12 protein-coding genes and 1 tRNA gene are annotated in these 15,302 nt (G+C 30.4%); 2 read left to right on the forward strand and 11 right to left on the reverse strand.

Annotation, left to right across the window (positions count from 1 at the left end):
* Positions 1-228: 228 nt before the first annotated feature.
* From QHG34_RS15330 to QHG34_RS15375, 10 genes are all read right to left on the reverse strand, one after another.
* Complete coding sequence (locus tag QHG34_RS15330; protein WP_282631113.1) at positions 229-1,125, reverse strand: DUF3137 domain-containing protein; 897 nt, start codon at positions 1,123-1,125, stop codon at positions 229-231.
* A gap of 269 nt (positions 1,126-1,394) precedes the next feature.
* Positions 1,395-1,907: a LemA family protein gene (locus QHG34_RS15335; RefSeq protein WP_282631114.1), complete on the reverse strand. Its 513-nt coding sequence runs from the start codon at positions 1,905-1,907 to the stop codon at positions 1,395-1,397.
* A 28-nt stretch (positions 1,908-1,935) separates the two neighbouring features.
* Positions 1,936-2,967, reverse strand: coding sequence for a hypothetical protein (locus QHG34_RS15340; RefSeq protein WP_282631115.1), 1,032 nt, complete (start codon positions 2,965-2,967; stop codon positions 1,936-1,938).
* Between the two features lie 5 nt (positions 2,968-2,972).
* Complete coding sequence (locus QHG34_RS15345; RefSeq protein WP_282631116.1) at positions 2,973-5,873, reverse strand: hypothetical protein; 2,901 nt, start codon at positions 5,871-5,873, stop codon at positions 2,973-2,975.
* A complete protein-coding gene (locus QHG34_RS15350) occupies positions 5,873-6,355 on the reverse strand; it encodes a DUF4280 domain-containing protein (RefSeq protein ID WP_282631117.1) in 483 nt (160 codons plus the stop codon). Before QHG34_RS15350 ends, QHG34_RS15345 begins: the two co-directional genes overlap by 1 nt.
* A 75-nt stretch (positions 6,356-6,430) precedes the next feature.
* Complete coding sequence (locus tag QHG34_RS15355) at positions 6,431-7,372, reverse strand: hypothetical protein (protein ID WP_282631118.1); 942 nt, start codon at positions 7,370-7,372, stop codon at positions 6,431-6,433.
* A 123-nt stretch (positions 7,373-7,495) separates the two neighbouring features.
* Positions 7,496-8,149 (reverse strand): phosphoribosylanthranilate isomerase, encoded by a 654-nt coding sequence (locus QHG34_RS15360; RefSeq protein WP_282631119.1) that lies wholly within the window; start codon positions 8,147-8,149, stop codon positions 7,496-7,498.
* Between the two features lie 269 nt (positions 8,150-8,418).
* Positions 8,419-9,510: a peptide chain release factor 1 gene (prfA, locus tag QHG34_RS15365; RefSeq protein ID WP_282631120.1), complete on the reverse strand. Its 1,092-nt coding sequence runs from the start codon at positions 9,508-9,510 to the stop codon at positions 8,419-8,421.
* 106 nt (positions 9,511-9,616) lie between these two features.
* Positions 9,617-11,803: a glutamine synthetase III family protein gene (locus QHG34_RS15370; RefSeq protein WP_282631121.1), complete on the reverse strand. Its 2,187-nt coding sequence runs from the start codon at positions 11,801-11,803 to the stop codon at positions 9,617-9,619.
* Positions 11,804-12,137: 334 nt separating this feature from the next.
* Complete coding sequence (locus tag QHG34_RS15375) at positions 12,138-12,551, reverse strand: DUF4293 domain-containing protein (protein WP_282631123.1); 414 nt, start codon at positions 12,549-12,551, stop codon at positions 12,138-12,140.
* Between the two features lie 171 nt (positions 12,552-12,722).
* On the opposite strand from QHG34_RS15375, the gene rho reads away from it, so the two are divergent.
* On the forward strand, positions 12,723-14,366 hold the full coding sequence (gene rho / locus QHG34_RS15380) for a transcription termination factor Rho (RefSeq protein WP_282631124.1): 1,644 nt from the start codon (positions 12,723-12,725) through the stop codon (positions 14,364-14,366).
* Between the two features lie 105 nt (positions 14,367-14,471).
* Complete coding sequence (locus QHG34_RS15385) at positions 14,472-15,185, forward strand: hypothetical protein (RefSeq protein WP_282631125.1); 714 nt, start codon at positions 14,472-14,474, stop codon at positions 15,183-15,185.
* A 48-nt stretch (positions 15,186-15,233) separates the two neighbouring features.
* Here the strand turns inward: QHG34_RS15385 and QHG34_RS15390 are convergent.
* A tRNA-Leu gene (locus QHG34_RS15390) sits at positions 15,234-15,302 on the reverse strand.

The following is a 15,302-nucleotide window of genomic DNA, read 5'->3' on the forward strand; positions in this document are numbered from 1 at the left end:
AAATATGGTAAGGTCAAAAATCCTAATGATTTTCCTACATTTCAAATTAATCAAAATAATAATACAATAATATTAAATAAAAACTATACTTTTAAATGTTCCTAACAAGGGGAAGATTACAAAATGTTTTATAAATATCCTGAGCATTAGATAAAACTATTGAACAGAAAAGTAAAAACAATAATATAGTCCACCTTATATTCATTTCAAATTCATTTTAAATCAATACTAAACCTTTGACCAAATTCTATTACTAATATTAAGTTCTGTGATTAATTGTGAAATAACATTTAATTCGTCTTGAATATCAGTTTCAGATTTTGCAATGATTCGGTCTTTTTCGATAGAAATATTCTCGAAGAAATCGTTGTTGTAAGGAATCATCAAAAATAATTTACCATTTTTTAAAGTCATATTAAGATTTGTTCCTAATATCTTGTTTACATTTTCTATTGCATCAATGATAGAAGGACTTAAAACGTAATATGCAAGCTGAGTGTTATCGGTAAAAACATCATATTTTTTATTCACCAAAGCATTCTCAATTCTAATTTTATGCAGGTTTGTATTAAAATTTAAGAAGTTTCCACGAATCATTTTTTTTCTTTTTATTTTTACCGTCGCATCAAAATCCTTGTGAAAATCTGCATACAAAAAGAATCCTCTAAAATTTGTTTTTGTTCCGTAAAGAAAAGGACTGTTATCGTATTTATCTTTTTGTTGCTTTTGAGGCGCTTGAGAGGTTTTATCACTACCAAAAAGATCTGTTAAATCCGTCAAAAGCTTTCCATTAATTCCCAAACTAAAAATTGCTTTTATCGACAAAAAAAGAACTGCCCAACCACCAACTGTAAGTCCTGTAGATTTGTAATAAAGCTCACAAAATTCTAGCTCAACATTGTTTAATTTCCCTATAAAATAATCATCTCCCAAAAACCAATTTTCTTTGAGATTAACTACTGGTTTGGTGAAAAACCCAGAATCATTGATATAATTTTCGTTCACCATTCCGTCAAAATAATATCGTAAATTGGGATATTTTTGCTGAATAAATGTAGGTAAAATCTTAATTTTAAAATCTTCTCGTAAAACTGTCGTATTTCGGAATTCTTTATTTTTTTTCAAATAAGAACGAAAGAGAACAATACCAATAATAATACCGCTTAAACTAAATACAAACATGTACTTGGAAATGCTAAAAACGATAGATGCATCGAGTTGAAAAACCCAAACAAAAAAGGAAATTATCAGTAATAATATGGATAAAATAATTCCTGAAATACTGAAAAATAAAAGCAATGACGAAAAAACAATTAACAATTTGGATGGAGGTTTTATTGATTGTATTCGTTGATTTACTTGTTCTAAATGTTCTTGAAATGAGCTCATAAATTTTAAATAATAGTAGAGATATCTGGATTTTTTCTTTGTTCGGGTGCAGTAATCAACTGCATATATTCTTCAGTTTTGAAATTGAATATACTTGCCAAAACGTTATTAGGAAAAATAGAAATAGAATTATTGTACTCTAAAACCGCTCCATTGTAAGCTCTTTCGGCCGCAGAAATATGCTCGGTTAATTCATTAATCGAGCGTTGCAAATGAAGAACAGATTCCTCTGTTTTAATAATGGGATAATTTTCTACAGAGATGAGTATTTTTGAAAAAAGATCAGAAATCTGATGTTCAACTTCATATTTTTCTTTGCTCGACGTAGAATTTTCATATTGTGTACGAAGCTTCGAAATATCAGTATGCAAACTATTTTCATGTTCTAGAAAACGTTTTACAGTCGCCGCAATATTGGGCAAAGCCTCAAATCTTTTCTTAAGTTGAATATCAATATTTTGCTTTGCAAACGTAATTTGATTTCTATTTTTTACAATTTTATTATAAGTCCAAATCATTGTTAATTATTATAATTTATTTTTCTAGTTACTTCCACATCATAAATCCTTGGGTTGCTAAATCTCGTCCTTCTGGGAGGTATAAGGTAATGCCCGGAGCAAAAAAACCGTCATCATCATAGCTTAACCATAGAGCTCCTCCACCCCTCAAATCAATATCTAAACTATTGGTTACTAATCTCAGTAATTTTTTATTACCCATATATTCCATTTTATAATTTTGAATTGGCTCCATTTTATAATTGTATCCTTTAACATCATCAGTATATTCCTCTAATGTTTCTTGTAAATTTAGTTTATTGACGTAATATGTTCCTTTTATTCTAATGTCAGCTGGATAATCTAATTTTAAAACATTGTCCAATTCTTTGTTTACGTATAGCTTCCCGATCATTTCGTAAAACTCTACTGCTTTTTTACGTACCAATTCTTGGTCAAGCTTAGAAATGTCTTGTCCTTTTGTCCAACCCTCGTATTCATACGGAACTTTGGCATCGAAAGTAAATGAAAATTCGAATGTTTCTTTACCAGTTACCTCTTTGGGACTTATTTTTTTGATGATTGAAATTTCATCATTCAATCCCTTTTTTGATTTTTCGTCTATGCGAACAATTTCAATACTTACTTCAGAATTTTCTGTTAATTCAGCCATGGGTTTTGCATCTGTTTTACCCCAACTTTCATTCAATAAATTACCAACAGGATACATCTTTACAGTGATGGTTTGTGGTCCAGATTTTAATATATGCCCTACTTCTGTTGGTGTAATGTAGTTACCTAACTTAAAATCTGTATAATTTTTTATATCATTTATATAGACTTCTACTAAACAATTTTGTTTGTTTATTCTGAAATAATAAATGGGTTCTTCAGGATAATGTTTGATCTGTGCATTTAGTTTTTCTACATAGTTTGCAGCTGTAATGTTTTTGGCTTCGTGTGCAATGTATTGGTCAATATTAGTCATGGGTTGTGTTTTTGTCTTTGGTTGTTCTGTTTTTTTTTGGCTACAGCTTAAAGCGCTTATCAATAAAGCTGTGATTAAAATAGTCTGTTTCATTTGATTTATTTTTGGGCAGGATGACTATATAAAGGAACTTCTCCATATAGCAAGATATAAGGCTCCATCAACATAAATTTTTTAGGCTCTTGATTAAAATGTATAGAATTATTTTTTTTTCGTCTTTTAACTTTATCCTGAACTTTAACTTGATACTCATATTCTCCACCTAACCCATTAAATATGACACTGTCTTGGGAGAAGTGTTGTTTTTTATTGGCGTTAAAAATATAGTTACGTTGGTAGAAGATATTACCTTTTACATCTAATTTACCTCCAGCTTCTATTTCTTGGTACTCAGAATCAGTACTTGCATAGTTGATAATATTCATAGCGCGAACAGGTACTTTTACATTGGCAGATACTTTTAATTGAACCAATAAGCCAGCAGATGGAGCAATGCTAATTTGTGATTGGTCTTTTAGAGAGCCTCCTGTTATAAAGTTAACTAAATCAATCTTTTTACTAGCACTATGTACTTTTATATTGAAATTAAAATCAATATTTCCTGAAAATTCTTTGGAAATTTCACCTTCTGCTCCAAAGATATTTTTTACAGCTAACTCTGTAGAAGAAATGATAAATTCTCTTACAGTATCTAAACTTTTATTTATAACATCAAGAGTATATCCAACTATTTCTTTTGAGGCTTCTGTACTTTTTGTATCTATTTTCTTTAATTGTTTTATGGATTTATTACTAAAGAAAAATGCATTTGCTGTAATTGATAGAAATTTCAAAGCTTGCTTCGTCAGGTCTATCACTTTTACAGGAGGTGTTTTTTCGGCTAACCATTCTGCTAATGTTTTTTCGGTTTTAATTCCTAAATCAAGCAATGGTGAAAAGTTTACATTTTCCTCAATCATTGGTTCTATACCAATATTTTTTCCTTCTACAAAGCGATAACCTTTATAGTAAGAAAGCTTAGGTAAGGTAAATTTGGTATATGCCATTTTAGAATAACTCATGTATGAGTAATAACTAGGATTTTTGGCTACACGAGCTGCAGAATTATTTGCTAATTTTGCAATTTTAGTACCTGCTTTTAATTTAGGGGCAAGTTTTGCTAAAATTAATTCCGCAGAAGCACCTTCTGTTAGAACAATTAGTAATACCTGTATTAGAATTTCTAACGTAACAACACCAGCTATCAAAGCATCAAATAGCAAGGCGTATTGTTTTGCATAATGTATTTCTTGAGCTGGTGTCTTCCCTTCATTATCAAAATCATAAAAAGCACTGAAACCTATTTCATATTTATTGGCCATATCTTTTATCAGTTCTATAATAAAATAGCGAATCATATTATTATAGAAAGGATTACCAACTGGCATATTAAAAGAGGTAAGTAATGTACTATTCATTAAAGCATCCAAATACGAATCCAAACCTTTACGCATGTCACTTTCTTTAACTTCATGATCCATATAGAATTTTTTTTCATTAGGATCATCATAAAAAATATGAGTAGCCCAAGCTACGTCTGCATAAAGTTTTAATTTAATAAGTTTTGAATAACGACAAGTATTAAGAGGAATACGAAAAAGTTGTATTAAACCTTTACTTTCTATTTCCCAATCCATTAAATCTCCTCTATTTAAAATAGTAGCGTCTCTCTCATTTATCATTGAAGAGAACAAAAAATAATAAAGTAAAAAATCCCAAGCACTATTTTTATTGTATAAATAATTAAAAGATGGATAAATGTTTGCTTCTTCATCAACTTTTATGATATCAGCTTTAATATTTGCTTCTTTTAGACGGTCAAGAATTATTACTTGACCTTTATGAGGTTGTGCTTTATTTTCTAATTCTTCACTTGAAAAATTAATTAATTTTTTATTTTCTTGTTCATAGTTACATTCTTTCGTAGACACTTTATCAAGTTTGATATTAAGACGTTGAATGTTTTTACTATTTTTAGGTGGGGCGATGATGGCTAATTGCAATTTATTATTTAAATATTCTTTATCTTTAGATTTTGTTGTAGGTTTTTTCTCATTAAATAATTCGATTGGTTTATTACTTCCTAATTGATAGGTTATTTTTTCGTATTTACAAGGTTCATATTTTTGAGTGAAATATTGTTCTATATCACTTACAACAACTGGATTTATACTAATTTCTTCAATTTCATTCATTTGTATGTCAATAAGACTGAAATTTACTTCCAAAAATTTCTTTTGTAATTTTCCATTGTAAATAATATGACCATCATGTGATAATGTAAAATAAATACTCCCCACTTTGTATCTTTCTCCTGATACGGTAGATTGAATTTTTAGTAATCGATCAATATTTTCTCTAAACAGAAGTACTTGAGATTTAGCAACAAACATTTTACTGTCTTTTAGTAAATCAAAATCTAAATAAAAAGTTTCAAGATCATAAAGTGATACCATTTTAGTTATACGTTCTTCTATATTTTCATCTTCCCCTCCAGTTGGGTTTAATAAATATAGTTTTAGTGATAAGTTGTTATTATATATTCCGTAGCCTTTGTAAGAGACTGTGAATTGATGATTAAAACTAGTGTTATAAATTTCCTTTTCATTATTATCTACCCATTTCCCTTCATTAATTTTAGGAGTTGCTATCAATACTAAATCAACAAATGCGATTATATCTCCTTTATCAGATTTAGCAATGATATTAAATACATTAGGATATTGAGGAGAACCACTGTACGATTTTAAAACAATTAATTCGGCTTTACTACCTTTTGTTAAATCATTGCGATCATTTTGAATATTATCTTCATAAATTTCCCAAATAATATTTTTATTTTGAGTATTCAAAGCAAACTCTATATAAATTTTATCAGCAGAAATTAAATCAAAATTTATCACTATTCTTTTATTATCCGTTGTGATATTGTTGTATGTTGTGAATATTTTATGATCCATTAATTTTTTGATTTAAAGTTGATAATATGTCTTTGTTTCTCTTCCTTTTCCTCTAAATCAATAAATGGACACAACTCATTGACTACTTCTGGACGAGCATTTTTTACATTTTGATTGGACACTTCAGCAATCTGACCATGATTGATTATCGTGATACAATCTTTGCTTCCTATTGGACAAGTGGCTTTACTGTCTTCTAATAAAACTTTTCCTTTATTGTCTTCCAATGTTATTTTCTCATAAAAACCACTCCAAGCTGTTACAGTAACCTGACAAGGGTTATTATTAAGTTTGGCACAGTTGCCAAAGGTATTTTTCTCGAAAGTTTTTCCGATATCTTTATCGGTTGCGGTAAGTTTTTCTTTTCCTTCTTTATCGTTGATATAGTGACGGCTTTGTGTCTTTACCATTAGTTTATCTGGTAAAGTTCCGAAGTTGCATTTGCAGATTGCGCCTTGGCAAACAAGGTGTTTTGAGCTCATATTAGGTAGGTTAGAGGAGTTGATAGATTATAAATATACAACAATTCATTACATGAAAAGGTAAATAATTAGATGTTAGATTAATTCATACATCTCAAAATGAATTTCATAAAAAATATTATTTTCTTTAACTGAAAATTTTCCAATTGCTGAAAATAATTCATGTGTTTCTTTATCAAATTTGTAGGTTAAATTGAAATCGTTTTCATCAGTAGCTTTTACATTCAGTACAATTTTATTATTTGATGAATACTCTTTCTGTAATTCATATTTCACCCTATAATTTTTAAATTTACGTAAGCTCGAAAAATAAATTTGAAACTGACTTGTATGTTCAAAATTTGGATAGTTTTGATAAATTGGAGCAAAATAAAGTTGGAAGAAGTGATTTTTTAAGATTAAATCTTTTTTAGTATTAAGATGAGAGAAAACATGATCCAGCTTATTCAGAATATCAGTTGCAATTTCTGCTTTATAATACGATTGTAAAGAAGGTAAGGTATCATCTTGCCAACGTTTTCTGATTTCTTTATCGTTTACGATTTCGTTTAAACTGCCATTATCATTGATCTTTATTTGTAAAGGAAAGATAACTTCGCTTGCTTTTTCAATCATTTGTTCTACGATCAAATCTACTTTTTGATGATTAATAAAAGTCTCTTTTTTATTAATTTCGATGAACAGTTGGTTACGATTAATTTCAATCTCATAATGAATTGACAAGTTTTGAGGTGAATATTGAAGAACGATACCGTAACGTTTTGTCGATTTAAGGTCAGGTAAAATTAATGTAGAACTTGTTAGTTGTTTTGAGTTCCAATTTTTATAATTTTCAATTGGAAGATAGATATAATCGACATATTTAGGTAAGAATTCTGGTAGAAGTTGATGTATTTCACAATGTAAATTATGAAAAAGGCGAAGCTCATTAGGATTTAATTCAAAAGTATGCGCTAGTTCATCTAAGTCTAAAATTTTTTCTATTTTATATTTAATGTATACGTCTTGGTTATTCATTTCTGTTAATTAATCGTTTCTAAACAATTATTTAACGAATATAAATGTACTTTTAATGATTATTGATAAAATAAGTATTTAAACAAAAAAACATCTCAAAATAACTCTCAAGATGTTTTTTTTCTATCCATTAACTGCTCTAAAAAAAGCGTCTAATTTCTTTTCGTCTAATTTTCCGTCAGTTCTTACACCGCTGCAAATATCTACGCCAAAAGGCTGAACAAAATCAATCGCTTCTTTTACATTATTAGGATTAAGACCGCCAGCTAAAAATAGAGGAATGTTAATTTCTTCTCTAATTTTTTTGCTAATCGTCCAATTGTGTGTGCGTCCTGTTCCGCCCAATTCTTTTACTTGCAAATTAGGATTTCCACTATCTAACAAAATAGCATCTACAAATTGAGATTTCTCTACCGCTTCTGTCACCGAATTTTCATCAATCACATGAATCACTTGTACCAATTTTACCCAAGGTAATTCGTTTCTCAAAATTTGATATTCTTCGTTTTTCAGTTCATCTACTAACTGAATGGTATTGGTATAAACTTTTTTGTAGTGATTAATAATTGCATCAGCAGTAGTTTCACTTGTTAACAAAAAAGACGAAACAGCTGGTGGAACAATTTGTGCAATATCGTTGATTAAATCATCACCAATAACACCTGGCCCACTTGGCATATTACCAACCAAACCTAATCCACTCGCTCCATATTTTATCGCTTGTTGTGCTTCTTCTTTACTGCTAATACAACAAATTTTTACTCTTGTTTTCATCATATTATTGATTTTACTTTTAAATATACCTGTTATTCATTTTAATTAAAAATTCGTCAATTCGAGTGATTTTTATAAACAGAGTGAATAAAAATTGTATCGAGAATAGAATTTTATCATCAAAAAACTATTCTCGATACAAAATTCTTACAGAATTTCACTCGAACAGACGTTTTTATTGATAAAATTATCAAAATGAACAACGAGTTAAATATAAAAAAAACACTTCAATTTCTCGAAGTGTTTTGTATGATTAAAGCTTAGAATTGATTTTAGAAATCTTCTTCCGAACCTTTTAATTTTTCTGCATTTTCTGCCATTTTAAGGGCGTCAATCATTTCGTTGATATCTCCATTCATAAAGTTATCCAAATTATAGATTGACTTGTTGATACGGTGATCCGTTACACGACCTTGCGGATAGTTATATGTACGAATTTTAGCCGAACGGTCACCAGTAGAAACCAATGATTTACGTTGAGCAGAACGCTCTGAATGCTTTTTCTCGAACTCGATTTCATACAATTTTGTACGTAACAATTGCAATGCTTTTTCACGGTTTTTTAGCTGCGAACGTGCTTCTTGACAAACAATTACAATTCCAGAAGGTTTGTGCGTTAACTGAACTTTCGTTTCAACTTTATTTACATTTTGCCCTCCCGCACCAGACGAACGAGATGTTTGATACTCTAAATCTGCAGGATTAATTGTAACATCTACTTCCTCCGCTTCTGGTAAAACAGCCACGGTAATTGCCGAAGTATGTACACGACCTTGCGATTCTGTTTCAGGAACACGTTGCACACGATGAACACCAGATTCGTACTTTAATGTACCGTAAACTGCGTTTCCTTCTACTTGCATCACCAATTCTTTGTATCCTTTTCCTGATGCTTCAGATAAGTTTAAAACCTCATGTTTCCAACCTTTTTCTTTGAAATACATTGTATACATACGGTAAACATCTTCTACGAAAATCGCTGCTTCGTCACCTCCTGTACCAGAACGTAACTCTACCACAACGTTTTTATCATCTTCTGGATCTTTTGGGATTAACATCATTTTGATTTCTTCCTCGATAACAGGAATTGCGTTGATTGCTTCGTCTTTCTCGATTTTAGCTAATTCAACCATCTCTGCATCAGAACCATCTGCAATAATTTCGTCTGCTTCACCAATCACATTGATTAAGTTTTCGTATTCTTTTTGCTTTTCAACAAAGTCTTTCAAATCAGAATATTCTTTGTTTAATTTCGCATAACGAGCTTGATCTGTAACGATATCTGGTTGGATGATTAAATCTGCCACCTCATCGAAACGTTGTTTGATTGCTCTTAATTTATCTAATAGACCTAAATCTGCCATATACTTTTATTGGATTGCAAAGATACAATAACTCAAGGGATTCAGAAAATTTGAATAAAAAAAACCGATGATTTCTCATCGGTTTTATGATTTATGATTGAAAATTTTATCTTGTAAATAATAATTCTCTGTATTTTGTTAGAACCCAATATTCGTTATCAACCATTAATTCTAACTTATCAGCATGATAACGAATTTCATCATAATAAGGTTTTACTTTATCACAATAAGCATGCGCTTTTTCTTCTAAAGATTCTACTGCATTTGCCTCTTTACGTGCATCCATCATCAAGTGTAATTTCGCATTCAATTCGTTAACGTGCATCGAAATTTTCTTCAAAATGATTAATTGTTCACCAGCATATTGCTCATAATCATCTCCAAAAATATCTTTGAAACCTTTAATGTTTTTGATCAATAAGTTTTGATATTTAAAAACTGTCGGAATGATATGATTTCTTACAATATCACCTAAAACACGTCCCTCGATTTGAATTTTCTTGATGTAATCTTCTAATTCAATTTCGTAACGCGCTTCAACTTCGGTGTTGTTCATTACATTAAGCTCAGAAAATAAATCCAACGATTTTTGAGAAACTTTCGCTTTTAAAGCAGCAGGTGTCGTTTTGTGATTAGATAATCCTCTACGAGCAGCTTCTTCTTCCCATTCTTTGCTGTATCCGTCTCCTTCGAATAAAATATGTTTTGTTTCTTTGATATACTCACGTAAAACATTGAAAATTGCTTCGTCTTTTTTCAATCCTGTTTCAATCAAAGCATCAACTTCTTTTTTGAAATCGATTAATTGTTTTGCAACAATTGCATTCAACGTTGTCATTGAATTTGCACAGTTTGCAGTAGATCCTACGGCACGGAACTCGAATTTATTTCCTGTAAAAGCAAAAGGAGAAGTTCTGTTTCTGTCTGTGTTATCTAATAATACGTCTGGAATTTTACCTACAACGTTTAATTTTAAATCAGTTTTTTCTTCTGGAGATAATTTTCCTGTCGAAACACCTTCTAATTCTTCTAATACTTTTGTCAATTGTTGCCCAATAAAAACTGAAATAATAGCTGGTGGCGCTTCATTTGCTCCCAAACGGTGATCGTTAGATGCTGATGCAATAGAGGCACGTAACAATTCTTCGTAAATTGAAACAGCTTTGATTGTATTAATAAAGAATGTTAAGAATTGTAAATTGCTGTTTGGCGTTTTTCCTGGTGCTAATAAATTAATTCCAGTATCTGTTGCTAACGACCAGTTATTGTGTTTTCCAGAACCATTAACACCTTTGAATGGTTTTTCGTGGAACAATACTTTAAAATGATGACGTTCTGCAACTTTTTGCATTACATCCATTAACAATGAGTTGTGGTCAACTGCTAAATTCGTTTCTTCGAAAATTGGCGCTAATTCAAATTGATTTGGTGCAACTTCGTTATGACGCGTTTTTACGGGAATACCCAACAACATACATTCGTTCTCTAAATCGCGCATATAATTTAAAACACGCGTAGGAATAGAACCAAAATAATGATCTTCTAATTGTTGACCTTTTGCAGAAACATGTCCTAACAATGTTCTACCTGTTTGTAAAATATCAGGACGAGAAGCCGCTAAAGCATCGTCAATCAAGAAATACTCTTGCTCCCAACCTAAAGTTGGTGTCACCTTCTTCACATTTTTATCGAAGAACTTCGCTACTTCTGTAGCTGATTCGTCAATTGATAAAAGTGCTCTTAACAAAGGTGCTTTGTTATCTAAGGCTTCTCCTGTGTATGAAACAAATACTGTTGGAATACATAATGTTGTTCCGAAAATAAATGCAGGCGAAGTTGGATCCCAAGCTGTATATCCGCGCGCTTCGAATGTATTTCTAATACCTCCATTTGGAAAAGAAGAAGCGTCAGGTTCTTGCTGAACCAATAATGAACCACTAAATTTTTCTACTGGATCTGCTCCGTCAAATGAAGTTTCAAAAAATGCATCATGTTTTTCTGCTGTTGTTCCTGTTAATGGCTGAAACCAGTGTGTATAATGTGTTACACCTTTACTCATTGCCCATTCTTTCATACCTAAAGCAACAAAATCTGCCATTTTACGATCGATTTTTGTACCATAGTCCATTGCAGAACGAACAGCTTTATAAGCTTCTGAAGTTAAATGTTGACGCATTGCTTTGTCATTGAAAACATTACTTCCAAAAATTTCTGATTTTTTACCTAATTCAGGGACACTTACCGGTTTGCGATTGCTAGCGGCTTTTAAAGCTTCAAAACGAAATGATGTCATAAAAAAATATTTTGTGTTGTTTTATGAAGCAAAAATAAATAAAAAATTAATTAAAATTTCAAACACCCCTATTTTTTTAGGGGTAATTATATTTTTTAACACTTTAAGATTAGTTAACCCCTGTGTTTTGTGTAAATAAATGAGATTTATGAGTTAAAATTGATTTTAATTTAACTTTAATGAAGTGTTTGATTAGAAAATTCTATTCTTAAAAATAATTTATTATAAGAGATTTTATTTGAATAAACGAGTTAATATGGATTGGATAAAAGAAAAAAGCAGTTTCAAAAAATTGAAACTGCTTTAAGACACTCATAATATAAAAGTTGTTGGTCTATCTGAAACGATCTACAGATTTTACAAGGTCATCATCCTTCTTAATCAAACGATTGGCAATTGACAGAAGCGCAATCGAAGCTAAAGGAACTAATGCCCAAATACCCTTCTCAGAATTTCCTTCTCCAGGTAATGTTAATAGACAGTAAACAAAAGAACCAATTAATATAACATTCAAAATAATGTTTAACCAATCAAGTTTAATTTGTAAACTACGCTTCTTGAAAAGCATAATGGTTAAAAATGAAATTAAAGCTGAACCAAAAAACGCTAATGAAAACACGTAATCACCTTTTTCAGGATTATTCAACCATTGTAATGGAATATCAAATAGTTGATCAAATTTCATGGCGAATATACTCGAGATTATTCCGCTTAAGAATAAATATATACTTTGCTTTCTTTGAATCATTTCTTAAATTTCGAATACAAATGTAAAAAAAAATTTTGAGTTTTTATAATTATTCGTAGTATTGCATTAATAAATCTCAAATTTATACGCTTTATAACAATTCTATTGTTATGATTCCCAATTACTTTATTGTATTCAAGAAATAAACAGATTAATACCTTTGAAAGGATTATGTTTGATATCGAAAAATTAAAATCATTCAAGTTACCAGATTTACAACAGGTTGCAGAGCAATTACAAGTTGATGGTTACAAAAAATTAAAAAAAGGTGAATTGCACGATGCAATTTTAGCAAAATTACAAAATCAACCTGCTGTTGAAGAGGTAAAAGAAGCACCTAAAAATAATAAGTCTGAAGAAGTTGTTGAGGCTGCAGTAAAAGAAGCGCCAAAGCCAAAACGTAAACGAGTTACTGCTTCTGAAGATGAAACTACTTCTAAAGAAGTTGTAGTCGAGGAAACGACTAAAACGCAAAGTGAAGTTGTTGAAAAGCAAGAAAAAACAGAAGCTGATCAAAGTAGGGTGAATAAGTTTCAGGATCGAGCAAATAAAAGCCAGGACTTGAAAAAGAATAACCAAAACAATCAGAATCAGAAAAGAAATAATAATCAAAATCAGTCTGAAAATCGTAATCAGAACGAGAATAATCACAACAATCATCAAAATCAAAAGAATAAATATCGCGCTGCGAATTATGAATTTGATGGAATTATTCAAACCGAAGGTGTTTTAGAGATTTTACCAGATAATAACTACGGTTTTTTACGTTCTTCTGATTTTAATTATTTGTCATCGCCTGATGATGTTTATGTATCGCAGTCTCAAATTAGATTATTTGGTCTTAAAACGGGAGATACAATTACAGGGGAGGTTCGCCCTCCGAAAGAAGGAGAGAAGTATTTTCCTTTAATCAAGATAAAAGAAATTAATGGTCGTACACCAGATTATGTACGAGATCGTATTGCTTTTGAGCATTTAACTCCACTTTTTCCAAACGAGAAATTCAATCTAAGTAATTCTAAAGCCTTATCAAACCGTGTGATTGATTTGTTTACACCAATTGGTAAAGGTCAACGTGGAATGATTGTAGCACCTCCAAAAACGGGTAAAACAACATTGCTAAAAGATATTGCGAACGGTATTGCACAAAATCATCCAGAAGTTTATTTGATTGTCTTATTAATTGATGAGCGTCCGGAAGAGGTGACAGATATGAAACGTTCTGTGAATGGAGAAGTTATTGCGTCGACATTTGATGAAGAAGCAAATCGTCACGTAAAAGTGGCAAATATTGTTTTAGAAAAAGCAAAACGTATGGTAGAATGTGGACATGATGTCGTGATTTTATTAGATTCTATTACACGTCTTGCTCGTGCTTACAATACGGTTTCTCCAGCTTCTGGTAAAGTATTATCGGGTGGGGTAGACGCAAATGCTTTACATAAACCAAAACGTTTCTTTGGAGCAGCTCGTAATATCGAGAATGGAGGTTCTTTAACAATTATTGCGACTGCATTAATTGATACAGGTTCTAAAATGGATGAGGTTATTTTTGAGGAATTTAAAGGAACAGGTAATATGGAATTACAATTGGATCGTAAGATTTCTAATAAACGTATTTTCCCTGCAATTGATTTGGTAAGTTCTTCTACACGTAAAGATGATTTATTATTAGACGATAAAACACAGCAACGCATGTGGGTTCTTAGAAATCATTTAGCGGATATGAATCCTGTTGAAGCGATGGAATTCTTACACGATCGTATCAAACATACGCGCTCTAACGAAGAGTTTTTAATCTCTATGAATAAGTAATTTATTACAACTTATAATTTCAAAAACCATCTAAAGTTATTTAGGTGGTTTTTTTATTTTAAAAAGTAGTATATTCATAAAATCAACATTAATATACTTTTTATTATGTATAAATATTTTATCATTATTATTTGTATTATAATTTCATCTTGCGCTGTTAATCATCAGGAAGAATTATTAAAAAATAGATATATAAACAAAAAGGTAGTATTAAACAAGATAAGCTATAACAACAAATCACTCTATTTTTTACCTATTCGACATATAGGAACCAAAGATTATTATCAGCAAGTAACAACTAAAATTGACAGTTTACAATCTTTAGGATATCATTTTCTTTTCGAAGGAAATTCTCTTCATAAATCTTACAATTCTATTAATGATAATTTAGAGCCTTATCTTAAATTCCGTAAAATTACAGGGATTGACATACTACTACCATATTCTAAAATTCCACCTTACTCAAACTATTGCATCAAGTATAATCTTATTGATCAACCAAGTTATAGTGAATTTGGAATGAATGAAAGTAATTCTGAAAGTGCTGATTTAACAATCAAGCAATTAATAGAAGAATATGAAACTACATACTCTAAAATAATACTAGATTCCTGTGATTATAAAACCAATTTGAAAGAAAAATATTCGTGTTCTAAGTTTGATGAAAATTCAAAAAAAATATTTAATAAGGAAATTATATTAAAAAAAAGAAATGAAAATTTAGTCAATAAAATTAAAGAGAATAAAAACGAAAAACTTTTAATTATTTACGGAGAAAATCATTTTGAAGAAGTAAAAAAATTATTGGAAAATAATTGATACAAAAAAAGCCCAAGAAAATAAATTCTTGAGCTTTGTTGTACCTCAGGCGGGACTTGAACCCGCACGTCCTAATGGACACAGGATTTTAAGTCCTGCGTGTCTACCAATTCCACC

The sequence above is a fragment of the Empedobacter sedimenti genome (assembly GCF_030005555.1).
Classification (GTDB): domain Bacteria; phylum Bacteroidota; class Bacteroidia; order Flavobacteriales; family Weeksellaceae; genus Empedobacter; species Empedobacter sedimenti.